This window comes from Gammaproteobacteria bacterium (assembly GCA_033720895.1).
Taxonomy (GTDB): Bacteria; Pseudomonadota; Gammaproteobacteria; order Natronospirales; family JAJUFS01; genus JAWWBS01.
Genome location: JAWWBS010000024.1, coordinates 1 through 26094, shown reverse-complemented (window position 1 = coordinate 26094; position 26094 = coordinate 1). Strand labels below are relative to the sequence as shown.

Annotated in this window: 20 protein-coding genes; 6 read left to right on the top strand and 14 right to left on the bottom strand. The window is 60.2% G+C overall.

Annotated features, from left to right (window positions below; translation table 11 throughout):
• From R3217_05375 to R3217_05365, 3 genes are all read right to left on the bottom strand, one after another.
• Nucleotides 1–381, bottom strand: a 381-nt coding sequence (locus R3217_05375) for a TetR/AcrR family transcriptional regulator (GenBank protein ID MDX1454872.1), incomplete at its 3' end; no start/stop codon positions are given.
• A 185-nt stretch (nucleotides 382–566) separates the two neighbouring features.
• The gene (locus tag R3217_05370) at nucleotides 567–1265 is read right to left on the bottom strand and encodes a hypothetical protein (GenBank protein ID MDX1454871.1); all 699 of its coding nucleotides are present in this window, start codon (nucleotides 1263–1265) and stop codon (nucleotides 567–569) included.
• 55 nt (nucleotides 1266–1320) lie between these two features.
• Nucleotides 1321–2073 carry an endonuclease/exonuclease/phosphatase family protein gene (locus R3217_05365; GenBank protein MDX1454870.1) on the bottom strand — a complete coding sequence of 251 codons (753 nt, stop codon included), beginning with the start codon at nucleotides 2071–2073 and terminating at the stop codon, nucleotides 1321–1323.
• A 95-nt stretch (nucleotides 2074–2168) separates the two neighbouring features.
• On the opposite strand from R3217_05365, the gene R3217_05360 reads away from it, so the two are divergent.
• The 3 genes from R3217_05360 to R3217_05350 all read left to right on the top strand — a co-directional run bounded on the left by R3217_05360 (nucleotide 2169) and on the right by R3217_05350 (nucleotide 5066).
• Nucleotides 2169–3236, top strand: a complete 1068-nt coding sequence (locus R3217_05360) for a phospholipase D-like domain-containing protein (protein MDX1454869.1) — start codon at nucleotides 2169–2171, stop codon at nucleotides 3234–3236.
• Between the two features lie 130 nt (nucleotides 3237–3366).
• Entirely contained in the window at nucleotides 3367–4137 is a 771-nt protein-coding gene (locus tag R3217_05355; GenBank protein MDX1454868.1) for a c-type cytochrome, read from the top strand.
• A gap of 80 nt (nucleotides 4138–4217) precedes the next feature.
• Nucleotides 4218–5066, top strand: coding sequence for a pirin family protein (locus R3217_05350; protein MDX1454867.1), 849 nt, complete (start codon nucleotides 4218–4220; stop codon nucleotides 5064–5066).
• Between the two features lie 9 nt (nucleotides 5067–5075).
• Here the strand turns inward: R3217_05350 and R3217_05345 are convergent, their stop codons facing one another.
• A complete protein-coding gene (locus R3217_05345) occupies nucleotides 5076–5501 on the bottom strand; it encodes a hypothetical protein (GenBank protein MDX1454866.1) in 426 nt (141 codons plus the stop codon).
• A gap of 215 nt (nucleotides 5502–5716) precedes the next feature.
• On the opposite strand from R3217_05345, the gene R3217_05340 reads away from it, so the two are divergent.
• Nucleotides 5717–7528, top strand: coding sequence for a monovalent cation:proton antiporter-2 (CPA2) family protein (locus R3217_05340; protein MDX1454865.1), 1812 nt, complete (start codon nucleotides 5717–5719; stop codon nucleotides 7526–7528).
• Between the two features lie 23 nt (nucleotides 7529–7551).
• Here R3217_05340 and R3217_05335 read toward each other — a convergent pair whose 3' ends face one another.
• The 4 genes from R3217_05335 to R3217_05320 form a co-directional block, all read right to left on the bottom strand.
• A complete protein-coding gene (locus R3217_05335) occupies nucleotides 7552–8067 on the bottom strand; it encodes a hypothetical protein (protein MDX1454864.1) in 516 nt (171 codons plus the stop codon).
• Nucleotides 8068–8196: 129 nt separating this feature from the next.
• Entirely contained in the window at nucleotides 8197–9447 is a 1251-nt protein-coding gene (locus tag R3217_05330) for an MHYT domain-containing protein (GenBank protein MDX1454863.1), read from the bottom strand.
• A 165-nt stretch (nucleotides 9448–9612) separates the two neighbouring features.
• The gene (locus tag R3217_05325) at nucleotides 9613–10200 is read right to left on the bottom strand and encodes a TetR/AcrR family transcriptional regulator (protein ID MDX1454862.1); all 588 of its coding nucleotides are present in this window, start codon (nucleotides 10198–10200) and stop codon (nucleotides 9613–9615) included.
• Nucleotides 10201–10229: 29 nt separating this feature from the next.
• The gene (locus R3217_05320) at nucleotides 10230–13484 is read right to left on the bottom strand and encodes a diguanylate cyclase (GenBank protein MDX1454861.1); all 3255 of its coding nucleotides are present in this window, start codon (nucleotides 13482–13484) and stop codon (nucleotides 10230–10232) included.
• Between the two features lie 170 nt (nucleotides 13485–13654).
• Here R3217_05320 and R3217_05315 point away from each other — a divergent pair, with 170 nt between their 5' ends.
• Nucleotides 13655–14590 (top strand): diguanylate cyclase, encoded by a 936-nt coding sequence (locus tag R3217_05315; GenBank protein ID MDX1454860.1) that lies wholly within the window; start codon nucleotides 13655–13657, stop codon nucleotides 14588–14590.
• 87 nt (nucleotides 14591–14677) lie between these two features.
• On the opposite strand, the gene R3217_05310 is transcribed toward R3217_05315, so the two are convergent.
• The 3 genes from R3217_05310 to R3217_05300 form a co-directional block, all read right to left on the bottom strand.
• Nucleotides 14678–17107 carry a tetratricopeptide repeat protein gene (locus R3217_05310; protein ID MDX1454859.1) on the bottom strand — a complete coding sequence of 810 codons (2430 nt, stop codon included), beginning with the start codon at nucleotides 17105–17107 and terminating at the stop codon, nucleotides 14678–14680.
• On the bottom strand, nucleotides 17104–19620 hold the full coding sequence (locus R3217_05305) for a sugar-transfer associated ATP-grasp domain-containing protein (protein ID MDX1454858.1): 2517 nt from the start codon (nucleotides 19618–19620) through the stop codon (nucleotides 17104–17106). The genes R3217_05310 and R3217_05305 overlap by 4 nt, the downstream gene beginning before the upstream one ends.
• Before the next feature lie 174 nt (nucleotides 19621–19794).
• The gene (locus R3217_05300; protein ID MDX1454857.1) at nucleotides 19795–21288 is read right to left on the bottom strand and encodes a SulP family inorganic anion transporter; all 1494 of its coding nucleotides are present in this window, start codon (nucleotides 21286–21288) and stop codon (nucleotides 19795–19797) included.
• 323 nt (nucleotides 21289–21611) lie between these two features.
• Between R3217_05300 and R3217_05295 the strand changes: the two genes are divergently transcribed.
• Nucleotides 21612–22076: a universal stress protein gene (locus R3217_05295; GenBank protein MDX1454856.1), complete on the top strand. Its 465-nt coding sequence runs from the start codon at nucleotides 21612–21614 to the stop codon at nucleotides 22074–22076.
• A 465-nt stretch (nucleotides 22077–22541) separates the two neighbouring features.
• Here the strand turns inward: R3217_05295 and R3217_05290 are convergent, their stop codons facing one another.
• The 3 genes from R3217_05290 to R3217_05280 form a co-directional block, all read right to left on the bottom strand.
• The gene (locus R3217_05290) at nucleotides 22542–23537 is read right to left on the bottom strand and encodes an ATP-binding protein (GenBank protein ID MDX1454855.1); all 996 of its coding nucleotides are present in this window, start codon (nucleotides 23535–23537) and stop codon (nucleotides 22542–22544) included.
• A 17-nt stretch (nucleotides 23538–23554) separates the two neighbouring features.
• Nucleotides 23555–25537 (bottom strand): hypothetical protein, encoded by a 1983-nt coding sequence (locus tag R3217_05285; GenBank protein ID MDX1454854.1) that lies wholly within the window; start codon nucleotides 25535–25537, stop codon nucleotides 23555–23557.
• A partial coding sequence (locus R3217_05280; GenBank protein ID MDX1454853.1) for a TnsA endonuclease N-terminal domain-containing protein occupies nucleotides 25530–26094 on the bottom strand: 565 nt, incomplete at its 5' end. The genes R3217_05285 and R3217_05280, both read right to left, overlap by 8 nt.

Genomic DNA, 26094 nt, shown 5'->3' with positions numbered 1-26094 from the left:
GGAGCCATCATTGGCTTGCGTGACCAGGGGTTCGACAAAGGCGCGGACAATGGCTTCAACCGACAGGGGCGACTGGTCGGCCTCGAGCCGGTCGAGGTTCCGGGTGCGAGCTTCATTGACCGGTTCCAGGTGCTTTCGGTAGACGGCCTCGACGAGCCCATCCTTGCTGCCGAAGTGATAATTGACCGCGGCCAGGTTGACGCTGGCAGCCGTGGTGATGGCGCGCAGCGACGTGGCGGCAATGCCGGCATCGGCGAACAATCGCTCGGCGTGCTGCAGGATGCGATCGCGAGTCGACTCGCGGGCACTGCCAACGGGCGACGCGTCGTTATCTGCGGCGGCTGTCGTTTGGGCGGCCTGGCCGATGACTTTTGAGTTCATGTCGATATCCCGTCTGTAGCGGCAGCACGCAAACGTCGGAAGCGCGGGCGAGCTGCGGAATGTGCCGGATGGCCCTGCTGAATCCCCGGAAAACGGGGAAATAGACTGTTTAAAACACTTGTTTCAAACAGGGCAGGACGATGATAGGGCCGCAGCCGAGCAGAATCAAATGAGGTGGTCGTCTGTCAGGCGGACGGCTCTTTCTCGCTATCCGTCGATTCCTCGGCGGCTTCCCGGGCCAGCTGCTCGAATCGGGCGCCGGCCGGCAATTGCAACAGCCGCGCCCGCAGCTGGCCATCGACCATGGATATCGCCTGCTGGCGTGCTTCTTCGGCATCCAGCGTTTCGCCGGTCACGGCACGCTCCAGGTAGCTGCGCAGTGCCTTGCGACGCATGCCGGCCGCCTTTTCATAGACGGCCAACCAGTCGAAGGCCTGAGCGTCTTCGAAACGGCCTCCGGCAAACAGCCGCAGGATGCGGATCTCGATGGCATGACGGGCGATCCGCTCTCGTGCCTCCGGATCCGATTGGGGGAAGTCGCTGGAGGCCTGCCGCAGTCCTTGCTTGATGTCATCACCCAGTTCGAGAATTTCTTCCTGCATCACGCGTTCGTCGACGCATTCCATGATGCGCTTGCGCGTCGCGGTCAATGCAGCGGCGCCGGAAAGTCCCTGCAGCCCGGATTCGAAAGCGTCCAGGCCTTGCCGCAGGCCGGCATCGATGTCGAGCTGTTCGTCTTTCGCAAGGCGGCAGGCATCTGCAAGCGTGAAGTCCGGGTTGCGCACGGTCATGGGTGCATCGGCATCCTGGCGACGTGCGGCCCGGAATCCCACCAGGATGATCATGACCAGCAGAACGGCAATGGTGGCCAGCAACAGGTTCACGTCTGCCTCCCGAGTGACATCAAAGCGCCGAGTTTACCGACAAGCCCCGTGACGGTCACGGGGCGGGTGCATCGAAGTCGATGACCAGCGGCAGGTGGTCGGACAGCTGGACGTCCGGAATGAAGAAATCGCTGACCGTGATCGACGGGTCGTGGAAGATGAAATCGAGCTGGCGCCGTGGCACGTGACTGGGAAACGTGGCTTGTGCCAGGCGGTTCGCGCTTCTCAGGCCGGTACGACTGAGAAAGGCGTAGAGCTCGGCTTCGCCGAAAAAGGTATTGAAGTCACCGGCCACGATGACCGGCTTGTCCGACTGGTCGATGAGTTCCTGCAGGTCACGCAATTGCTGCTGGCGATCGCGATATCCCAGCGAAAGGTGCACCAGGAAGACGCAGAAGGATTCGAGTTCCAGTTCGATGATCAGGCGCTTCACGCCTCGGCTGAAATAATGGAATTTCTCTGCTGCTATCGAGTGACCGGTGATGAAGGCATTGCCCTGTTTGCCAAGCACCGGCAATCGATTGTTGAACGAGCGCCGATCGTACTTGCAGGAATAGACGTGGCTGTGACCCAGCGCATTGGCAATGGTCTCGGCCTGGTTGGCAGGCAGGCCGCGCCGTGTGCTGGTACGGTAGGAACCCAGGTCGACCTCGACCAGGCCGATGATGTCGGGGTCGAGCGAAGTCAGGAACTCGGTCAGCCGGTCAAGGCGATGGTGGGTGCGGCGCAGGTAGCCGAAACCGGGGAAGGGCAGGTGGTGCCGTCCCGAGCCTGTGGCGTAGCGTATGTTGTAGAGCACGAAACGCATCGGCGCTCCTGGCTGCGATTCAGTGGCCAGCCTAGCCCATCAGGGTGACAGTTTGCAGCAGGCATGATGCGGAGTGGCCCGTTATGACGCAATACGTGAATGAACAATTCGAACTTTTCCGCGAGGGTGACGATCTCTACGACGACATGCTGGCTGCCATCCGCTCGGCACGCGATTCCGTCTGCCTGGAGAGCTACATTTTCGGCGCCGACGAGCTCGGCGATGCATTCGTCGAGGCGCTGTGCGACTGCGCCACGCGCGGCTGCCGGGTGCGCGTGTCGATCGACGCCATCGGCTCGCTGGGCTTCGCCGTCAGCGATGGTCCCGAGCAGTTGCTGAATGCCGGCGTGGAACTCAACTGGTTCAATCCACCGCGTTTCGTCTCGCTGCAGCGACTCAATCGACGCAATCACCGCAAGCTGCTGGTCGTGGATGGCGAGCAGGCATGGCTGGGCGGCTTCAACATACACAGCGAATGTTCGCGTCGGCTGCATGGCGACGGGCGCTGGCGCGACACGCAGGTTCGTTTCGGTGGGCAACTGGCGCGCCATGCGCAGCAGTTCTTCGAAAACATCTGGGCGGGTAACCGTCGCCAGGTCGTGGTCGAGCCGGAGTCCTCGGAAAGCATCATCATTTCCAACCACAACTGGCGGCAACGGCACCGCTACCGGCGCAACCTGTTGAACGCGGTTCGCCAGTCGCAGCAAAGAGTCTGGCTGACCACGCCGTACTTCATGCCTGATCGCCCGACGCAGCTGGTCATGGCAGCTGCTGCCCAGCGCGGTGTCGACGTGCGCTTGCTGGTGCCCTACAAGACCGACAGGCCGATGACCCAGTGGGCTGCTCGCGCGGCTTATGCCAACTTGCTGGCGGCAGGTGTCAGGATATTCGAGTACCAGCCACGCCTGCTTCATGCCAAGACGGCGCTGGTCGACGAAAGCTGGTGCACGGTCGGCACGGCGAATCTCGATTACCGCAGTTTCTATGTCAATTTCGAGATGAACCTGGTCAGTGCCAATTTCCCGTTGATCAAGTCGCTCGCTGACGACTTCCGGCAGGACCTGGAGGATGCCGAGGAAATCATCGAGACCCGCTGGTCGCGCCGCAGCATCGCCATGCGTGTTGCCGAAGTGATCGGCTGGTTCGCTCGCCGCTACCTCTGAATCGGAAAGCTTGCGGTCGGCAAGGTCTTGCCGGCACCAATGCCGCGTCGCGACAAAATCAGCCTGCAAAACCGGGAACTTCGGCCGCTTGCCCGAATCAACCAGATAGGGCAGTGCGGAGGGGCAGGCCATGAAATATCAGACCATACTCGCGATCCTGTTTGCAGCGATCGCCTTCTGTTTGTCGGGCACGGCGCTGGCAACGCCGGCGGAAAAACCAGTCCCCTGGAACTGGCCGGAGGAGCCCGAGAATCTCAAGGTATTGACCCAGTTGAAAGGGCAGCGCCTGGCGCCTGTCATGACGGGCTTTACTCGCGCACTCGGTGTCCGCTGCACGCATTGCCACGTCGGCGTGGATGGCGAATCGTTCCATGACTACGACTTTGCATCCGATGAGAAGCTGGCGAAGCGCACCGCGCGGCGCATGCTCGAGATGCTGGGTGACATCAACTCGCACCTCGACGAGGTGGAACACTCCGGACCCGAGCCGGTCAACATGTGGTGCGATACCTGCCATCGCGGCCGGCCACGGCCTTTGCGCCTTCATGACGAGCTGGCAGAGGTCTACGTCGCCTCGGGCAAGGACGCTGCGCTCGCTCATTACGAGGAGCTCAGGGAGCGCTTCTATGGCCGCGGTGCGTATGACTTCGGACCGAATGCCCTGAACAGCTTCGGCTACCAGGTGCTGGGGGATGGCGATATCGACGGCGCGGTCGACATCTTCGAGCGCAATGTCGCCCTGCACCCCGACAATGGCAACGCCCATGACAGTCTTGGCGAGGGATACATGAAGCAGGGCAGGACGGCGGCGGCGATCGAGAGCTACGAGCGCGCGCTGCAACTCAATCCACGCAACGACAATGCTCGCCAGCAGCTCGAGGTTCTTCGGCAGGCTCGCTGACCGATGGACAGCCGGCTTGCCTGCCGGCCATGACCTGCCGCATCCTGTTTTCCCGAATCCCTGAAGACAGGTGGAACAGCATGTCCGAACTGCATGGCAGGCCGATCGAAAGAATCATCAAGGCAATGCCGACCTCGGATGGCGCCGGCGTGCGGCTGTTTCGCAGCCTGGGTCAGTCGCAGGCCGCAAGACTGGACCCTTTCCTGATGCTGGACGAGTTTCGTTCGGATGACAGCAGCGACTACATCGCCGGCTTCCCCGAGCACCCGCATCGCGGCTTCGAAACGGTCACCTACATGCTGGCCGGTCGCATGCGGCATCGCGACCATCTCGGCAATTCCGGTGTGCTGGAAAGTGGCGGGTTGCAGTGGATGACCGCCGGGCGTGGCATCGTGCACTCCGAAATGCCCGAGCAGGAAGCCGGCCTGATGCACGGTTTCCAGCTGTGGATCAACCTGCCGGCAGCCGAGAAGATGAAGGAGCCGGCTTACCAGGAATTCGACGCCAGCCAGATTCCGGCGGTGTCCGACCAGGGCGTGACCGTGCGCGTCATCGCCGGCAAATGGCAGTCGGTGGAGGGACCGGTCAGGGGAATCAGCAGCCAACCTGTCTACCTGCATGTCGCCCTCGACCCTGGCGCCCGCTTCGCCATGGAGCTGCCCGCCGACCACCATGCGTTTGTCTATCTGTTCGAAGGCAAGGTGCAGGCCCCGGCGGGCGGTTTCGAGCGGCTGGAGGAAAAGCAGGCGGGCCTGTTTGCACGCAGTGGCGAGCGAATCGAGTTGTCAGCGGGCACGGAGCCGTGCCAGTTGCTGTTGCTGGCTGCTGCACCGTTCAACGAGCCCGTGGCGCAGTACGGGCCGTTCGTGATGAACACGCGCGAGGAACTCGAGCAGGCAATGCGGGATTTCAGCAGCGGAAACTTCTGAGCGAAGGCTTCAGCGCGAGCGGCCCACCAGTCGGTGCCACCAGGTGTCGGTACCTTCTTCCTCAGGTACCCGTTTGGGTTCCGAGAAGTACTCGAGGATCCAGCGGCGGATTCGCCCTTCGTGGAGGCAGCCGCCCTCGTAGGGCAGGCGGACCAGGTGATCTGCCATGAAGGCCCGGTGCAGGCGCCACGTCACGGCAGAGATTTCGCCCTTTTCGAGAGAAACGGGTTTTTCACCGTCGCAGCCTGGTGGCAGGAAGTGATCCAGGATGTTCAACGCGAGTTCGGCAGGGCCGGGACCGATGTGCCCCCAGTCCAGCTGGTCGACATTGTAGTGCGACACGCGATGCGGAATGCTGGAATAGATGTTGCCGTCATCGTCCCTGTCGAGGACGAGGTCACCATCGGTGCGTTGACGCTTGTCATCTTCAATCATCTGCCTGTCCCCCGAGGCTTCCCAAGGCTCCCTGGGATTGCCCGCCTCTGAGATAAGCATAGGCAAGCCGGCGCTTGAAGCTTGTCAGCATTTTCGGAAGCTGGCGGAGGTCGATTCCTTGCTTTTCAAGGTCTTAGGGAAGGCTGCGGGCCTCGCCGGTTGCTTGCGGCAGGGGCGGGCTTGTCGGGCTGCGGGAATGGCCTATGCTAGCGGCCATGAGCACCTTTCTCGAATCCACCGCCTTGCTGCTGCTGGCAGCTGTCATTGCCGTTCCCTTGAGCCGAGCCATCGGTCTCGGGGCCGTCATCGGTTACCTGGCCGCCGGCATCATCCTGGGTCCGCATGTGACCGCATTCTTTGTCGACGGGGAGGCGATACTGCATTTCGCCGAGTTTGGCGTGGTGCTGTTGCTGTTCATCATCGGCCTAGAACTGCAGCCGTCCCGTCTGTGGGTGCTTCGCAAGTCCTTGCTCGGGCAGGGGCTGAGCCAGGTCGCCGTGACCAGCTTGCTCATTGCCTTGCTGGCCGGGCTTTTCATCGGCCCGTGGACGGCAACGATCATTGTCGGTGGTGCGCTGGCACTGTCTTCGACGGCGTTTGTGCTCCAGTTACTGGCCGAGCGCAAGGAGTTGCCACACGAGCATGGCCGCGCCGCTTTTTCGATCCTGCTGTTCCAGGACATTGCCGTCATCCCGATGCTCGTGCTGATACCGCTGCTGGCGGGCAAGAGCGACACCAGCTATGTCGACATGCTGGTCGAAGCTGCGCGAGTGACGGCCATCCTGCTGCTGGTCGTAGTCGGTGGGCGGTACCTGCTCAGGCATTTCCTGCGGCTGATCCACAATGCCGGTGTGCGCGAGATTTCGACGGCCGCTGCCTTGCTGCTGGTGCTCGGCATTTCCCTGTTGATGCACAAGCTCGGGCTGTCGATGGCGCTGGGTGCTTTCATCGCGGGCGTGCTGCTGGCGGATTCGGAGTTCAGGCACCAGCTGGAAGCCGACATCGAGCCGTTCAAGGGGCTGCTGCTGGGCCTGTTCTTCATGTCGGTTGGCATGACAGCCAACCTCGACCTGCTGTTGGCCGAGCCGTTGCTGATCCTGTTGCTGGCGCTGGGACTCATTGCGACCAAGGCCGCCATCCTGTTTGCCATCGGCAAGGTCAGTGGCCTGGCAAACAAAAGTGCTGTCCGGCTGGCGCTGGTGCTGTCGCAGGGCGGTGAATTTGCCTTTGTGATCCTGTCGACCGCGATCGGCCATTCGCTGATTCCCGTGGAGCTGGCCGATCGACTGATTCTCGTCGTGACCGTTTCCATGATGAGCACGCCGCTGCTATATGGCCTCTATTCGAGCTGGGTGGAACCGCGCATGGAGGTTTCCAGCCAGCCGGTCTACGACACGCCGGACCAGGGCGAGGTGCCCGTGGTCATCGCCGGATTCGGCCGTTTCGGCCAGATGAGCGGCCGCCTGCTGCGCACGCTCGATGTGCCGTTCACGGCACTCGATATATCCCCTGACCAGGTGGATGTGGTTCGGCGTTTCGGCAATCCGGTGCATTACGGCGATGCCGGCCGGCTGGATTTGCTCGACGCGGCCCATGTCGACAAGGCGGCGGTCTTCATCCTGGCGGTGGACGAGATGGAAGCTTCCTTGCGCATAGCCAGGGCAGTTCGGCACGAATACCCGCACGTGCGAATCCTGGCACGCGCCCGCAATCGCAAGCATGCCCACCTGCTGATGGACCTCGGGGTGCACTGGCTGGTACGCGAAACGCAGCTGTCCGCCCTGGCGATGGCGGAAGAGCTGCTGGTTCAGCTGGGGCGACCGGCAGACGAGGCGCGTCGCATGGTGGCGACCTTTCGCCAGCATGACGATGAGATCCTGCAACGCCAGCAAGCCGTGCATCACGACCAGCAGAAGGTCATCCAGTCGGCAAAAGAGGCCGCCGACGAACTGCGGACACTGCTGGAATCGGATCGTGCCAGCGTCAAGAAATCCGTTCGCGATGCCATGCGTGACAAGGACGACTGAGCGGCGCGCCGCCCAGGCAGCGTTCAACGAGCAGCGCGCGGCCTGAACGCCAGCAGCGGCGCCAGCAAGACGCCCATCCCCAGGGCGGTGCCGGCGTTCAGCGCAGCCTGTTTCATCGGATCCAGCAGGAAGTCGACGCGCTCCGGCGACATTTCTCGAGGCATGTCCCTGCCGTCGACGGATGCCTGCAGGTGCTCGGCATAGGCGGCCAGGTTCAGCTGCAGGTAATCCGGATCGATCAGGGCAAAGTGCAACCAGAGCGACAGGCCGAACAGCAATGCGCTGCCGGCAGTGACGAATACCAGCGAAACAGCGCGAGCAGGGTAGTCGGGAACGTCTTGCAGGTGGCGGCGGGCAAGCACCATCGAAAAGCCCACTGCGACAAAGGTCAGCAGCATCAGCAGCAGCTCCCGCGCCATGTAGGATGCATCGGAATCTGCCAGTGGAAAGACGGCGGCGGCGACATACAGCAACATGCCGCCGAAGAATGCCTGCAAAGCCAGGTTGGTCCGTACCTCGGTGCCGATTGCCGCGCTCATGTCGATTGCTCGTGTTCGGGTGCGCGACGATTCTAGCAGCATCGTTCCAGCCGGACAGGGCGGGCCGCTTTCGAGGCGCAAAAAAAAGCGCCGCAGTGCGGCGCTTCTGGAACATCGGGCGACGAGGACTCAAGCGGTCTGCGTGGTCGTCGTTGTCGCGCCAACGCCCGCAGACGGGGCTGCGCCCTTGCTGCTGGCGACTTCGCCAAGACCGGTACGGCCGTTGGCACGGAAGATCAGCATCTGGGCCGTTTCGCCGTCTTCGGGGTACTGGGCGGCACCGATGCTGAAGCTGACCCGCTGGCGGGCAAACAGTCGCGTCAGGCGAGCGCCCAGCGGAGCAAACTCCTCGACCAGGTCGCGCGCATTGCCGCCGACCTTGAGTACGGCGAAGTAATCCGGCGAGGGTCGGCCGATGGCGTGTTCAGCCAGGCCGGCCTGCAGGATGCGACTGACTTCCCGCAACTCCTTCGCTGACAGCTTCTCCTTGCCATCAAAGCGCAGGGTCAGGATGGCTGCGCGACTGCCACGCTTGCGGATGGCCTTGGACACGTCCTGGGTGAAGGCCGCGCGATTCGCCAGGCCGGTTTCCCGGTCGATGAACGCGAGATTGCGGACGCGCAGCTCTTCCTCGCGTGCTGCACGCACCTGGCGGATCAGTTCGCGAGTATTGGTGATCGAGACAAACAAGGCGAGGCCGAGGATGCTCAGGCCGCCGAAAGCGGTCAACAGGACGATACTGTCACCCCGGATCATGTTGCTGTCGGCCGGCACGGATCCCATGGCGATGTCCGCTGCCGCCATCCCGGAGTAGTGCATGCCGGCGATGGCCAGGCCCATGACCATGGCAGCACCGACACGAATTCCGATGTCGACGATGCTTTTCACCGGCTTCAGCGAGACCGCGATCAGCATGGCTGCGCCGGATGCGCCGACGGCAATCAGCAGGGAAGCCACGAACCAGCCGGTTTCGTAACTGATTGGCGTCGACATCTGGAGTGCGGCCATGCCGAGGTAATGCATTACGGCAATGGCAGATCCCATCGCGATAGCGGCAACCGACAGCAGCTTTGCGTCGACCCGCTTGTTGCTGACCACCCACAGGGCAATGCTCGACGCAGCGATTGCGGCGATCCAGGATACGAAGGTCAATGCGACGTCATAGGACAGTTCGAAGGGCGCATTCATTGCTTCCATGCCGATGAAGTGCATGGACCAGATGCCGGAGCCCATGCAGAAGGCACCGAACATCACCCAGCGCAGGCGGCTGACTTCGCGGTTGGCCCGGACCCGGCCAGCGAGTTCCAGGGTCACGTAGCCCGCGAGCGAGGCGATGAAATAGGACAGCAGGACAAGATTCGGGTTGTATGACATTTCCATGGCTAGCTCCGTAACCTGCTCGATTGCAGGTCGTACAACAGGTGTACAAGAACTATACATGAAACCGTTCGAAAATGAACTAATTGCAAGGAAAAAGTTTATAAGCGCTTTCTTTTACCTTTTAAAACAGCGATTTAGAAAGGTTTCTTGATGCTACTTAACGCTTTATTCCGCGGCGCGATACGGGGCCCAAAGGCTGTGAAGGTTTTGTGCAAGGTTTTGGGCCAGGGTGCGATCGAGTGTCTGGCTGCTGCCCCATTCGAGCAGGCTTGCCCAGAACACGCCCTGGGTGAGACTGGCAAGCTCGGCGCAGCGGGTCGCCGGCCGCAGTTCGCCATCATCGATGGCCTCCTGCAGGGCACGGGTCATGGAGTACCGCAGCCGCTGCATCAGTTTGCTGACATGGTCACGGGATTCGCCGACGGCCAGCGTATGGGTGATGAAAGCGAGGAAATTGCCCGCTGCGCGCGGATTGGCCATGGGTTCTGCCAGTGCAAGCAAGTTGCGCTCCAGGGTATCGAGTTGTCGCTGCCCGCGCTCCGCGGGTTCCAGGCGAATGCCATCGGCGAGCTGTTCCAGCACGCTGACCAGCAGGCGTCGCCGCGAGCCGAAGCGCTGCACCAGCGCCGGTGCGGTGACCCCGACCACGGTAGCGACCCGCTCGAGAGTCAGGTCGGCAACACTGTCCTGCAGGATCACCTCCAGTGCTGCCTCGGTGATGGCCTGGTCACTGACCTTTCGCGGCCTACCCATGATGAACCATCCGCATGTTGCAGTTGCCATCAGTCATATTGCTTGTCGCGTTCCGCGCTCCAGTTCTGTTCGGATTCGTCGAACGAGCTCGTGATCCGGACTTCACGTTGCCGAACCGCTTCGGCAAGCTCCGAGAAGCTCCTCACCCGCAGACCCATGGCTTCCTTTGATGGTTCGTGGTCGACACAGACCCAGCCGTTCTTGCCAAAGCGCTTGGCGGCAAACATGCAGTAGTCGGCCAGGCTCAGCAGGCCGTCGCTGTCGATGGCGTAACGATCCCGCGGATCGAAGGGGTAGGGGGTTGCCCCGATGGAGCAGGTCACCGCGATGGGGCGGCCATCCTCGGAGCGGATATCGAGGCTGTCGCAGGCTTTGCGCATCCGTTCCGCCATGACCGGGATCATCTTGCGATTGGTCTCCATGGCAACGACCACGAACTCCTCGCCACCCCAGCGCACCACGGTATCCGACACCCGGCACACCTTCTGGAGCGCCTTGGCGGTTTCCATCAGCACCAGGTCGCCGTCAACATGGCCATAGGTGTCGTTGATCTGCTTGAAGTTGTCGATATCAATCATGAAAAACGCGATGTCGCTCTTTTCGTTGGGCAGGCCCTTGCCATCGGCGTAGCGCCGCCGCACCAGTGCCAGGTCCTGGTCGATACGGCTGTACAGGTATCGGCGATTGTGAATCTTGGTCAGCATGTCGGTAATGCTGGCCGTTTCGAGTGCCTTGCTCTTTGCCGCCAGCTCGCGGGTACGTTCATCCACCAGCTGTTCGAGTCGCTCTGCATTTTTGCGCTCGCGAATCACTTCGTTGCGATGGGCGGCAACGCGTTGTCTCACCAGCAGGTAGAGGCCGACGAGCATCAGGGCGAGGCCACCGAGATAGGCCCAGATGGTCTGCCACCAGGCCGGTTCGACCGCAATGCTCAGGCGAGTGACCTTGCTCTCGGCATCGCTTTCCACCGACGAGCTCCTGACCTGGAACTCGTACTCGCCCGGGTCGAGGTTGGTAAAGCTGACTTCATGGCTTTCGTTCAGGTGCAGCCAGTCATCACTGAAGCCGACCAGGCGATACTCGTAACGGCTGCTGGCCGGGTCTGCATAGTTCAGGGCAACGAACTCGATACGGACAATGTTGTCCTCGTGGCTCAGGCGCAGGACACCGTCATCACCCAGGCGGCGTGGCTCGCCACCGACCTCGATCTCGACCAGTCGGACTTGAGGCGATGGAAATTCCCGCTTGATGACGGCCGGGTCGAAGAAGGTGATGCCAAGCGGGCCACCAAACAGGAACAGGCCGTCCGGTGACGCATGCACCGCCGATTCATTGAATTCGAGGCTCTGCAGGCCATGGGCCGGACCGAAATGCTGCACGCTGCCCGTTTCCGGGTTGTAGCGAGTCAGGCCGCGATTGCTCGACAGCCAGAGATCGCCTGCGCCGTCCTCGAGAATGCCGTAGACAACGTCGTTGGTCAGGCCGTCGGATCGATCGATGTAACGCACCCGCGCCGTGTCTGCGGTCAGCGTCCGGGCGTTCTCTACCAGCCCGAGGCCGCCGCCATCCGACCCGAACCAGGCCCGGCCGCTGCTGTCGACCGAAATGGCCAGCATTTCACGCCGCTGCAGGCCGTTGGGTCCAACCGGTTCGCTGGCATCGATTCGCGTAATCGAGTTGTCATCGAGGGAAATCCTTGCCAGGCCATCAAGGCTGGCGACCCAGAGAAAACCGGCGGGATCTTCGGCAAGGTGAATCGCACGGCGCCTGGCTTCCTCGGTCAGTTCCAGCGGAAAGCGCTGCCAGTCCTGCTGGCCCGGATCCTTGGTGTAGAGGTAATGATGCGCAGCCCACAGCCTGTCGTTGCGGTCGCGCAAAATCTCCGTAACCACCGGCAGGCCGAAATCGGTGTCCATCACGAGCCCGGACGGGCCGACCTCAAGGGTATCGGTATCGATGCGGTGCAGGCCATTGAAGACGGTACCTGCCCAGATATCGCCCTCGGGCCCGAGCTCCAGGGTGATGACATAGGGCGGCTGGCCATCGTCGCTGGTGACCTCGTCGATGATGTCGATACGGCCGCTGGCCGCGTCGACCACGGAAATGCCTTCGGCAGACCCGATCCAGTAACGCCCGGTGTTGTCCGAGGTGATGGAGAAAATGGTGTTGTCCAGGATGCTGCGGCCGCTGTTCGGGTTGTTCTTCAACAGGCCGAACTGGGTCCCGCGCTGGCGCTTGATGTTGACGCCATAGAAGGTGCCCACCCAGAGCGTGCCGCTCTGGTCCTCGAAGAGCTCGTAGATCAGGTTGCTGGAGAGACTGGTTGGATCCGACGGCTCGTTGTAGAAACGCTGGAATTCGCCACTTCGCTCGTCGAGCTTGTTCAGGCCGTCGCGCGTACCGATCCAGAGCACGCCATTCGAGTCGCGCAGCACGGTATTGACCTGGTTGAGGCTCAGGGAATTGCTGTCGTTGGCATTGCGCGTGTAGCGATTCAGGACCTCGCCGATCGATGTGACCTGCCAAAGGCCACCCGAAGTGGCCAGCCAGATGGCCTCGGGGCTGTCGACCCAGATGCCATTGACGTCGAGGGAGCGGGCCGGGTTGACCAGCGCCTGCAGTCTCTTGCTGGAAGGTTCGACTCGGTAGAGGCCGCTTTCCGTGCCGACTAGGATGTCGTTGCCACTGACAGCAAGGGCATCGATGACCTCGTCGCTGCGGGCGAGTTCGCGAATGGCATAACCGTCCAGGTCGAGACGGTAGATCCTTCCGGCACTGGCGATCAGCAAGCCACCCTGGCCGTCCAAAGCCAGGGTATCCACCCGCCGCCCGGGCTCGAGGTCGGGCAGGGGGTGATGCTGGATCGCCTCGGTACGGGTGTCGATGCTGTCGATGCCGCGGTCCGTGGCTACCCAGACGCGACCCTCGGCAAACAGCAGTTCATTGACACTGTTGGCGACCAGGCTGTCCGGATCGTCGGCATCCTGGCGGAAATGGCGGAAGCCATGGGCATCGTAACGGTTGACCCCGTCCTGGGTGCCGATCCAGATGAATCCCTGGTCGTCCTGGGTGAGGCCATCAATGGTGTTCTCGGTCAGGCCTTGCTCGACCGTTATGCGGGTAAACGACGCCTGGCTGAGGCGGAACAGCGGGTTGTTGTCAGTGGACTCGCTCGCGCTGGCGCTTGCCAGCGGCAGGCTGGCGAGTATCAGCATCGACACCAGCAGGCCCGGTGCCGCAATGCGCGTAGCAAGCCCTGCGGTGAGTCCTGCGGTCTGAATCATCCGTGCTCCCTGGTGTGGTGAAAGAACGTCCTGGACGCGCTTACTTAACCTCTATTCACTATAAGTCAGGAAATCGTTCATTTCAGAAAAGCATTAAGAAATTCCTGTAAAGCGGTACTGAAACGTACTGATAAGGGCTATCCTGATGCCACGCTCAACTGGGGTAAACCATGATTTCTGACCGCGAACGCCAGGCGTTGCCCGATTTCGAGCAGATCGTCGAAGCCGCCAACGATGTCGTTGTGATCACCACGGCGCCCGCTGAGGGCGAGCCCGTGATTGTCTATGTCAATGCGGCGTTCTGTGCGCTCACTGGATACGGTCCAAGCGAAGTAATGGGTCGCAATCCGCGCTTCCTGCAAGGGGACGACCGTGACCAGGCGGCACGCAAGGAATTGCGCGACGCCATCCGCAACCGGCGTGATGTAAGAACTCGCATCAGAAATTATGACAAAGCGGGCCGTTCCTACTGGCTGGAAATCAGCATGATTCCGATTTTTGACCGAAGCAGTGGCAAGGTGACCCATTTTGCGGCGATCGAGCGGGATATCAGCCAGGCCGTTGCCCGTGAAGCCGCCTTGCAGGAAAAAGTCCTGACGGACGAGCTGACAGGGCTGCTCAATCGCCGCGGCTTCGATGAAGCGCTGGCCAGCGAACATGCACGCATGCAGCGCTACAGCAGACCGTATTCACTGGTCATGTTCGACCTGGACCATTTCAAAAGCGTGAACGATGACTACGGCCATGCAGCCGGCGATCTCGTGCTGGAGGGTATCGGCGATTTCTGCCGCAGCAGCTTCCGGGAACAGGACATCGTAGCGCGGATCGGAGGCGAAGAGTTCTGCGCCATCCTGCCCGAGACGGATGTCGCCGGTGCTTGTGTTGTTGCCGAGCGCTTGCGGGCGGAGGTGGCTTCGAGTGTTTTTTCACTTGAGGCGATGTCGCTCAAGGTAACGGTCAGCGTCGGCGTTGCGGCGGCCGATCCCGGCAGCAACAGCGAGGCCTTGATGGCGCGAGTGGATGCGGCGCTCTATCGCGCCAAGGACGCGGGTCGCAACCAGGTCGTTCGAGATGCCAGCTCGGAAGACCGGGACAAGTCAGAATAGGCGTGAATCGAACTCCGGGGTCGGGCCGGGCGCTGCTCGGCGCGGAACCCGCCCCGGCAGGGCATGCCGCGCGGAAGCTTGTGCAGGTCAGGTCGATTCGCTGTTGCTGCCAGCGTTCAACGTATTCAGTTTCGCGCGAATGTCCACGTCGTCCGGGACAAGTTCGAGATAGGTCTCGAGCGCCTGCCTGGCTTCGGCGTCGTTGTCCTGTCCAAGCTGCCAGAGACCGAGCTGGCGCCAGGCAAGCGCGTGTTCAGGGTCCAGTGCCAGGAGAGCTTCGAGTTGCGTCACGGCTTGCGGGCGCTTGTCGAGCGCTTCAAGGGCCAGCGCTCGGTTGAACAGGGCGGCGGTGTTTTCCGGCTCGCGTTCCAGGACGTCATCGAGAACGTCCAGCGCATCCTGTGGATTCCCTTGCCGGCTTTCGATGGCGGCGAGATTGATTGCTGCCTTGCTGTAAGCGGGATCGACTTCCAGCAAGGCACGATACAGTCGTCGCGCGAGTTCGAACTGCTCTTCCTCATCGCTGCGCACGCCGAGGTTGAAGACCAGTGCTGCGGTGTCTTCCGGTTCGAGCTGCAATGCTTCCAGGAAAGCCTCGGCCGCAGCGTCGAGCTCGCCGCGCGCTTCATGCAGCCGTCCCAGCGAACGCCATGCCTTCGCGAACCCGGGATCCAGCCGCAGCACCCGCTCCAGCTCTTTTTCCTGCTCTCCTTCGCGTTCCATGGCGCCCAGTAGCAGGGCGAGGTTGAAACGTGCCGAGATATTGGATGGATCCATCGCCAGCCCGTCGCGCAACAGCGTTTCGGCCTGTTCCAGCCGGCCCTCGGCGCGTCGAATGACCGCCAGGTTCAAGCGCGCCTTCTCGTTTTCCGGATCCTGTTCAAGGACCTGCTCATAATGCCCCGCCGCCTCGTCATTGCGGTCAAGCGACGACAGCACGACGGCCAGGTTGTAACGAGCGAGGCTGTAGCGCGGGTTGTCTGCCAGGATGTTTTCGTATATTTCGATTGCCGCGTCGGCATTGCCACGACGTCGTTCGAGGATGGCGAGGTTCAGCGCAGCACCGCGATAGTCCGGATCGATGCCCAGGCTGTGCCGGTACGCCTCTATTGCGGCATCGATGTTGTCGCGTGATTCCTCGAGCCGTCCGTACATGAACCAGATGTCCGGATCGGTTTCGCGAATTGCCAGCGCACGCTGCAGGTGGCTTTCGGCAAGCTCGTACCTGCCGAGCTCGAGTGCGGCACCGGCTGCACCCGTCAGCGCCGCTTCATTGTGCGGGTGAGCATCGAGCAGCGCGTCGTATTCCTCGAACGCTTCTTCGCTGCGCCCGGCCTTGCGCAGCACGAGCCCCAGTCGCAGCCAGCTGTCGAGGTCCTGTCCCTCGCTGAGCTCGAGTGCGCGCCGCAGTTGCGCGCTGGCCACGTCGAGTTCATTGCGCAAATAGGCGAGTTCTGCACGGTAGCGCGCCGCGCTCACGGCATCGTCGGTGTTGTCTGCAAGCCAGCCGTACTGGACTTGCGCGGCTTCGAGGTCACCGTTCTCCATGAACAGGCTGGCAAGGTGCCTGCGCGCATCGCCGTTGGCCGGGTCGATCTGCAAGGCCCGTTGCAGGAAGCGAATCGCAGCCTCGAGATCTTCGTGCTGGTGCAGGGCATGCGCGATCTCGAGGTGGATGTCGACATCATCGGGTCGCAATGACGCGGCGTTGTCGAGCGACGCGAGTGCCGCATCGGCCTCGTCCGGCACGTCGAGCAGGCTTTCGCCAAGGAGCAGCCATGTATCCGCCTCGCGCGGATTGTATTCGGTCGAGCGTCGCAACACCCTGACGGCCTCTTCATGCCGGCCCATCGTTGCCAGCACTTCGCCTCTCAGGAAGAGGGCGCGGGCGCGTGTCGAAGAACTGCTGATATCTGCCGCCAGGGCAAAGGCCTGTTGTGCTTCCTCCAGGCGTCCGTCGTCATACAGCAGGTCGCCGAGATTCATGGCGGCTTCCTGGTAGCCCGGTGTCAGTTCGAGAGCCTTGCGATAGGCGTTGATGGCATCCTCGTTGCGATCGACGCGGCCCAGTGCGATGCCGAGGTTGTACCAGGCGCGGGAGTAGTCGGGATACAGTTCGATGGCGTCCTGGAAGTGCTCCACGGCGACAGCCGGCACCCTGGCACGCAAGGCAACCACGCCCATGTCGTTGAGCAGGGCAGGGCTGTCACCCTCTTCGGCACGCAAGCTGTCCAGCTCTTCCAGCAAGGCCGACTGGTCGGCAGAAAGCTCCGGGTTGCTCATCAGTGCCTGGTGACGTTCGCTGCGACCGAGACCCAGTTCTTCCGTCGTATTCCGCTCCGTGTCGGTTTCCGTCACCGGGGCGGTTCGCTCCGTCGGTTTCGTCGGCACGATGTTGACGATTACCGGACGCGTGGCAACATGAATCGCCACGCTTTCCGCGATCATCAGCGAGATCACCAGCAGCAACGCGAGCGCGCCCAGCCAGATGCCGTTTTCGCGCAAGGGTATTCTCATGTCGTCGGTTCCGCCCCGTCGGGTATCTGTGCCAGTCGCTCTGCCAGTGCGGCAAAGCCCTTGCCTTGCACGTTCTGGATTTCAAGGCCTGGTCGGGCGTTGATCTCGAGCACCAGCGGACCTTCGGCAGCATCTTCTGCAATATCGACCCCGATGAAGCCGAGCGGAATGGCCGACTGCGTCTGGCGAGCCAGCTCCAGCACGCGCGACCAGTTAGGCACCTGCTGGCCGGCCAGTGGCGTGCCCGTTTCCGGATTGATGTCGACGCGTTCGCGACGACGATAACCTGGTCCCGTGATACCCGTTTCGATATCGATCGGCACGCCGATGCCACCTCGATGAAGGTTTGCCTTGCCGTCGGATTGCCGGGTCGGAATCCGCAACATGGCGGCCAGCACTTCGCCATTCACCAGGATGACGCGAATGTCGGAGATGCCGGACGGCGCAAGGGCCTGGTAGAAGGCAGACGGGTGGATGAGTGTCTCGATCAGCACTTCGTCGCGATCACCCGTCATCGAATACTCGCCGGCGATGATTCGTCGCATGTGTGCAATGAGCGCTTCGGCATCGAGCATCTCGCCGCCGGCAACCTGGAAACGATCTTCATCGCGGCCGCGGATGACCAGTATTCCCTTGCCCTTGGCGCCGCGCGCCGGCTTGATGACGAAACTGAACCAGTGCGGCAGTTGCCGTCGAATCGCCTGCAGGTCCCAGACATCCTGGACGATGGCCAGTGTCCTGGGGATGGTGACGTTCGCACCGCCCAGCAGCGTCTTGGACAGGATCTTGTCATTTGCAGTGGCAATCAGCTCCGGCGGGTTAAGGCGCTGCACCAGCTCGCGATTGCGTGCGTTCATGCCCAGCACGCGCTCGTTGTCATTGCCCGCGGATTCGTTGATTGACGTTTCGTCACGGCGCAGCACGTCGAGCAGCCGCTTGAATCGCAGGAATTCGGAAATCCGAATGCCTGTCCAGCGCCCCGCAGCCACCTGCATGCCGAGCACGACCAGCAACAGCTCCGGAAACGCCAGCACGACACCCTGCAGCAGCATGGAACTGAACATGAAGTAGCAGACGATGATCATTGCCGTGGTCGTCGACACATCCTTGATGACCTCCCGCAAGGGTTCCTGTTCCAGCGCATTGGAAATGCGTTCGGCAGTGAAACTCATGATGATCACCGGGAAGAGGGCGAGCATGGTGAGCTGGGTGCCCAGCTGGCGATAGCCGAGAATCACGACCGTGAAGATCAGCAAGGTCACGATGGTGACCAGCGCGGAAATGCGCGGTACCTGCAGGAGATTCAGTTGTCGCAGCGGCCTTCTCAGCAGTGCGGCCAGGAAAACAACCACTCCGAAAGCGGCCAGTCCGACGTCGAGGCCCGTGAATCGACAGGCTGCGCCGACCAGCATCGGCAGGAAGACGCCGAAGGTCGTGATCCCGACAATGTTCCGGGCCACGACAATCAACAAGGCGGTGAACGGGAACAGGAGCAGGGTGCCGACAATGGCCAGGTCGACGCCGATATCGATGAAGAGCTTCGGTAGCCAGGCCGTTGTCTCGCGCCCGCTGACGGGTGACAAGGCCTCGAAGCCCAGGGTCCGGTCCGGGTCGATGCTGAAGAGGTAATCGAAGTTGATGTTGCGGGTGTGACTGAACAGCGCCTCGTCACCGCGGTACACGGCGAGGTAATGCCGCGGAATCGATGCAAAGTGATCGTTGGTGGGATCGAAGGGTACCCATTGGTTGCGAATGAAGACTTCGACCCACTGGTGGGATGTCTTCTTGCTGCCCGCGTTCAGGATGATGCCACCCACGAGCCGGGCAGGAAGCTTGTTCAGGCGCGCAAGGGCAACGAACAGCCGGCTCTTGCCGTTGCAACTGGCCTGGCGCAGGCGCAGGGCCGTCAGGGCATCGGTGTAACCCTTGAACTCGGCGCCCTCGATATCATGGGTGGTGTAGTCGTGAATGGCGCGCAGGGTTGCCAGCACGGTGGCCTTGCCAGGGTTCAGCTCGTCCCAGAGGGCGGCAACTTCCTCGGAGTGCACCTGGATGGCGGGGGTCGCCCCGAGCTCGGCGATGAAGCGAGCGTCACTTTCGATCGGCAGGGGCAGGTTCTCGGGGATATCGAACTGCACGCCCTGGAGCGCCAGGCGGGCGTAATAGGTGATCTCGCGGCGCTTCTCGGAACCACCTGCGGACCAGCGTCCGATCCGCCCGGTGGGGTCTTCCTCCTCCGTGAAGACCACCCCAGGGGCCTGCAGCACTTCCTCCATCACGAACTGGCGTTCGTCATTCGCCGGCAGGAAGGTCCGCACCTGGGCCTCGCCATCGGGGCTTTCGAAGCTCATGCGCAAGGTGAAGTCGTAGACCGTTGCCGGCAGCAGCTCGCGCGGCTGCACGGGCGCCAGCCAGAGATGCACGGCGGCGATCCCGAAGCCCAGCACCACCAGCCACCATTCCGGCCGCTGCAGGAAAGCGTCAAGCAAGGAGACTGGCGGCTTGGATCTCATGTCGGTCCTGTCCTGAGGGTCATGTAAAAACGCTGCTGCAGCGCGTCAGCTTACGCCATCGGGGCCGCCTGTGGGGTTACAGAGTTGGCAGAAATGGCAGGCGCGCGCGATTTGCCCCGGTTACCGGAGAGGGCCGGCCAGGGGGGGGATGCAGCGACGGACCGGGCTTGCAGGTCAGTGCTGGCTGGAGCTGCCGGGTTCGTCATGTTGCGCCAGCTTGCCGAGCAGGGCGCGGCCTTCGCCTTCGGGCGGCAGCACGATGACTTCTGCGCCATTGCGTCGAAGCTTCGTCACGACCTTGTCCACCGCGCCAATGGCGGAGCTGTCCCACAACTCGGTGTGGGTAAGATCCAGGGTGACCTTGCGGGCCGGATGGCTGAAATCGAAACCGGCCAGGAAATTGTCGACAGCGACGAAGAACAGGGCGCCACGCACTTCGTAACGGCGGCGCTGGTCATCTTCGCTGTCGATGGCGTCCACGCGGATCTGCCGGGCCAGCTTGCGCACGAAGAACACCGCGCTCAACAGCACGCCCGCCAGCACGCCCTTGGCCAGGTCATGCGTCAGCACGACGGTGACCACGGTCACGATCAGGACGAAGGCATCCGTGCGCGGCATCCTGTTCAACATGAGCACCGAGCTCCAGTCGAAAGTGCCGATGGACACCATGATCATCACGGCGACCAGGGCCGGCATCGGGATGATCGACACGTATTCGCCCAGTACCAGGATGAAGAACAGCAGGAACACGCCAGCCGCCAGGCAGGAGAGGCGGCCACGCCCGCCGGACTTGATGTTGATGATCGACTGGCCAATCATCGCGCAGCCTGCCATCCCACCGAAGAAGCCGGTAACGATGTTCGCCAGGCCCTGGCCGCGGCATTCACGGTTCTTCTTGGATGGCGTGTCGGTGAGGTCATCCACGATCGATGCCGTCAACATCGATTCCAGCAGCCCGACCATGGTCAGCGTCAGCGCCGTCGGGAAAATGATTGTCAGGGTTTCCCAGCTCAGCGGCACGGCCGGCATGTTGAAGAACGGCATGCCTTCCGGCAGCTTGCCCATGTCACCGACGGTATTCGTCGGAATGCCGAACACGACGGCCGCGATCGTCAAACCCACGATCGCAATCAAGGGTGCTGGCAAGCTGCGATTGATGTACGGGAAGCCGTAGATGATCACGAGTCCCGCGCCGACCATCGCCCAGGTGATCCAGCCGTGGCCGACGAAATGAGGGACCTGTGCCATGAAGATGAGAATCGCCAGGGCATTGACGAAGCCGAGCATCACCGTGCGCGGAATGAACATCATGTAACGCGCCAGCTTCAGCCAGCCAAAGATGATTTGCAGGATGCCGGTGAGGATGGTCGTGGCGAACAGGTATTCCAGGCCGTAATCCGCGACCAGGGTGATCATCAGCAGCGCCATGGCGCCGGTTGCTGCGGAAATCATGCCCGGGCGTCCGCCGGCAATGGCGATGATGACGGCCATCGAAAACGACGCATACAGCCCGACTTGCGGATCGACACCGGCAATGATCGAAAAGGCAATCGCTTCGGGAATCAGGGCGAGCGCGACGACAATGCCCGCCAGCAGGTCGCCGCGAACATTGAAGAACCACGTGCGGCGGAGATGGCTCGCACCGCGCGCGAGAGTGTCAGATAGCATGCAACATCCTGGTCAACGGTCTGTGCCGCCTGATTCAGGCAAAATACAGACGTGCAAACGGCCGCCGTGGCCACATCAGGCCGGGGCGGTCATGAATCCTAGCTCGGAAGAGGGCAGCTGGCAGAAACGCCGAAAAGCGCCGAACCCGAAAGGCCGCGAAGCATAAAGAATCGAGAGCAGGGCGGCAAGGCAATAGCCCGAAAGCAGGGCGTTTTGCGCGAAAAAGCGGCTGAAATGCCTCCCTGGCGCGACAGGCGCGCCCCATTCCGGTACCCTGCCTCGCGATTCGACCCAAAACACCCCTATATAAAGGTTGGCCTGACATGCTGCGCAAGATCCTCGTTCCGGTGAATTTCACCTCGGCTTCGGCCCGCGCAGTGGCCGTGGCCCGCGATTATTGCCCTGAAGGCTCCACCATCCGCCTGCTGTACGTCCTGAATCCCAGCGAACTGGCTGAAGCGACGTCGAATCCGTCCATCAACCCGATGCATGCCAAGGAAGAACGCAGCAAGGCCGAACAGGAAGCCACCGAGCAGCTCAAGCGCTGGGCCCGGGATAACGAGGAAATCGCCATTGCCGTCGGCAACGCCGCCGAGACCATCAGCGCCCACGCCGATGAATGGGAAGCCGACCTGATCGCCATGGGCACGCGCAGCCGCAGTGGCTTGTCGCAGTTCCTGCATGGCTCGGCGACCGAGTGGCTGGTGCGCCATGCGAAGCAGCCGGTGCTGGCCGTGCATGACGTCGAGCTGAACCCGGACCAGGCGAAGCACATGCCGCCGATGTAAGTCTGAGTACGACAGTTTGTCGGGAAACAAACAGCAGGCCGCTGCCCAACAGGACAGCGGCTTTTTTGTGCGTTAGACAGGGTTATTTGCTTAAAAACAAAATAAATACAATAAGTTACGATGGATATCTCGAACGGCTCTAGTGGTGTAGCAGGCCAAACCAGCCTGCCTGGCCGCCCCATGCATATTGCGCATAATGTATATTATGACAAATGACGGATAGAGCCAGGCTAAGGGTCACCTAAGGGTCATATGGGTATCTCCGGAATCTTCAGTACTGAACAAAGTATCGGGACTTTCGGCAACAACCTATCGGTTCTAAGCATTCAAAGTATCGGTTCAACCGGATATTTTGCAACAACCTATCGGGTTGGCCGCATATCCTTTGCAACAAACTCGCGGTTTGTCCGTTAACTCGAATACCTTGGATCCGGATCAGCAAAATTCTATCGGTCTCTCACGGATTTATGTCCCAGTACGACTCGCCATCAGGGCGCGCTCATAACCCCCATAATGTACTTCCTGAAGCAGCTTCTCGATGTCTCCTTCTTGTATATCAGGTGGATATTCAGAATCTGAGGCCCGCTCGATAAGTATAGCGTCCACCAGGGCCGTAAATGGCGCCATCGGGATATCTGCAGACCGATCAACCTGCAATTCGGCTCGTGCCTTCTGAAACCCAGAATAAATGAGATCGGTACACTGACTTAGCCTCCATCCTTTTTGGTAGGCATTTGGGAAGAAGTACTCCGTAAAGGACTGTCCAGAGCCTTCTGGATATTCGGAGGCAGCCGGATCGTCATAGCGACTTAGGGCGAATCGAATATCATCCTTTTTTTGAATCCCGTGAAATTCATGTTCAGCTGCCATGAATCGCGCAACCATTTGGTCTTTGTTGGCATGACGCAGGGCGGATTTTCTATGTAGCAATTGCGGTTGTCCAAATTGAAACGTGTACAACAGAAAATGCTGGCTTTCCAGCGCATTATGTAAATCCATGAGGTGACCGAGCTGACGGCTTGAAAGGTTCTGCCCTTCGTCTACGAAAAGTAAAATTCGCCGGTCACCCGCTCGTAGTGCCTCACTTATCATGAAATCGACTAGGCGGTGCCGTTTGTCAGTGGCGTTTCCTGCATGAGGTAATCCATAGCCTACGTCAACAAGGAAGTCAGTGAAGAACGTTTTATCAGTGCTGGTGCCGAAGTCTTCTGTTCCGCAGTCAAGAACGAACACGGCAATCTCTTTTCCGAATAGCGTCTTGATATTATCCTTCAAGTGACGGATGGCACGTGTTTTACCAAGCCGCGGCCTTCCGTAAACGATAGCCCCTCGAATTTTTCGCTTGATCCATTTTTTTATCTGCAATTCCATTGCAATGATGGCCGCGGTCGAGAGCACATAATCATCTTGCTCGACAGGATGTCCAGGGAAGGCGTCTAGAGAGGAAGTTTCGGTAGCCATGGTTTTTTACTCCATTTTCACCGGGTCACAGTTCGACTCAGTGCGATACATTCAGGGCTCATTGGGTCGAAGTCATTTTCGTCAACAACGCGCTCATCGAGAGAGGAATCATGTGGCCGTGTGTTCTGTTGTTTACTTTGACTTGGTTGCGCGAATAGCTGAGAAGGTGTGTCTTGCCTTAGCGTGTATACGACTTCCGCGTATTGCGCAGCGACCTTTTTCGATTCCCTTGCTCTTACCGCCAGGTGCTTCAGCCATGCATCTACGGGATCGGTATAATCTTCGCCCTCTAGAGCCAGATGCCGCATGATGTGTCGCTTCGTCAATAATTCACGTTGTCGTAACGTATGTGGATGCAGGCCCCATGTTCCCATCGCCTCAGCGACGCCCAACGATTCACCGGAAAGCAAATAGATGCGCATTGTTCTTGCGTCGCGGCGATTGATCTCTCCGATGACCCCCTCTCCAATCAATGACGGGGTATCTGCGATTATCGGATTCGTATAGATAGCATTCTTGAACTGAATGTATGGTCGCTTCCCCTTTTTCAGGTTTCCCCTTACCGTTAACGGGACACGCATCCAACTCAATGAGAATTCGGTTCTATCTTCTGCAAACACATGGCGGGGCATGTCACCTTGCGAGAGGCTGGCACGCAGGTACTGGAATGGCGATAGCTGTCCAGGAAGGCCCTGGTGAGGTGTTACATTATAGTTGGCAATGACGACGTCCATGACTTGGAGCATATCTTCGAAACTGACTTTGTAACGCACAGCATTGCCCTCAGAATCTGTTCGACGTGCATCTTGAATATTGCTTCCAGTCGTCGAGGGCAGTCGATGCATGTACGGTGCCAGGGTTCCAAAAAACCGTTCAACAATGTCCCGTGCCGCCGGTGTTTCAATTTCACCAAAATTTATTGCACTTCGAACTTTGCGGACCAGTTGGTCCTTGGTGTTGAGGGAAAAATGTGACCATGCATTATCCATCGCCGTCAGGTTCCAAAGACGCCATGCGCACTCTGAAATAACACCCGACGGTAAGCCTGCTCCACTTGCATACGCTAGGTCAGGAATTGTTAGTTGTCTCGGCTGCCAAGGTATGATTGCATTTGTCAATGCAGCGTCAACATCATCGCTGTTGTATGACCTGCCGAACCCGATTTCGTAACCGAGACAAGCTCGACTGGCACGATCAACAGCGGCCACAAGACTCAGCCGCTCCATCGGAACAGGAATAAGCATCCCCTGCGGAGTTGGTATGTCAACTACCAGATGGCAATCCTCAGTGTGGGCGTCAAGTTCAACGCGCTCGTATGGGCGTTGCGTGATCTGCCGCCTCGCGGTGCTCGGATCACCCTGCACATGACGCCCCCGAGACATTGATCGGTTTTTGGCAAATGCCGAAACATGCCCATCACACAAGGAGTTTATGAAACGGCGTAGAGCATCGTAGCCTTTGCTTTTCGATGTGAACGGATACTGGTTCGACTTGACACCCAATTTCCGGAGCTTTTTAAGAAATTGGCGATGAACTGTCGCGACCGATGCATTCTTTTCGGGTGGGCCAAACTCCGTTTTTTTGCCAAGTGCTTTTTTCTCGATGAACTTTTTCAATTCCGGGTACTTGGCAAGCAATGCGCCGAACTTGCCAGCATGCTCACCTGGTTTGTCATCTTTGATGGATTCCGGCTTATGTCGTGTGTATTCCTGCAGTCGAAATCCGGGGAGAAGTGCTTTGAATCCGTTGGGTTCACCGTCAGCATCGAGTCGAAAGCATCTTTTTACCAGCCTGCGCAGTTCATCGTCACTGATGTCTGTGTCGTTGCGGATAGCATCCAGCGTGCGATCCGTTTCCACATAAAGTTTTACAGCCTTGCAGCGGCGCCGAAGGAGTTCCCGTTTTTCGGGGCTGAGAGCGTTATCGGCAATTGACACCCAGTGGCTGGTGGTGCGGTTTTCAAGCGGTACTCCAAGCTTGTCCAGAAGCGGCCTACTCATCGCACAGCTCCAAAGTAGACTCTCTGTCAAATACTTTCGTTGTCAACGGAGAGGAAAGCCTTCCCATGACAATCAGTAAGCCGATCATCGCGCGAACTTGTGATGGGTCCTCGTCGGCAAGATCGAATTCGACTTGCGAAACGTTTACATGCGGCTGCCTAGTGACAGCATCCATAATTTTTCCGCTCAATCCTCGCGCGCCACGTAACTCGTATGCCTGCGCAGCAAGACAGGTAATACGTCGCGCGTTCTGGACATGCACGGTGTTCGCGTAGATATCAGTATCGGTGATGAATCGGCATCGTCTTTTGTGCTTCGCCATCCATTGCTCGACAGCCTCCCAATTCGCGGGTGCAAGGTGTCCCTGCGAATCTTCGGTCAACCGGTTTTCCGGCTTTACCTCGACATACTCTTCTAGGCCATCGGAATATCGCAACCAAAGATCGATTACGTACCCCTTATCCGGATGCTTTTTTGTGGGCGGCAGTTGGATCTTCAGAGGCTCTTCACAAACCGCAATGACATCAGGATTGATTTCGTTGAGCGCCCAGTGATCG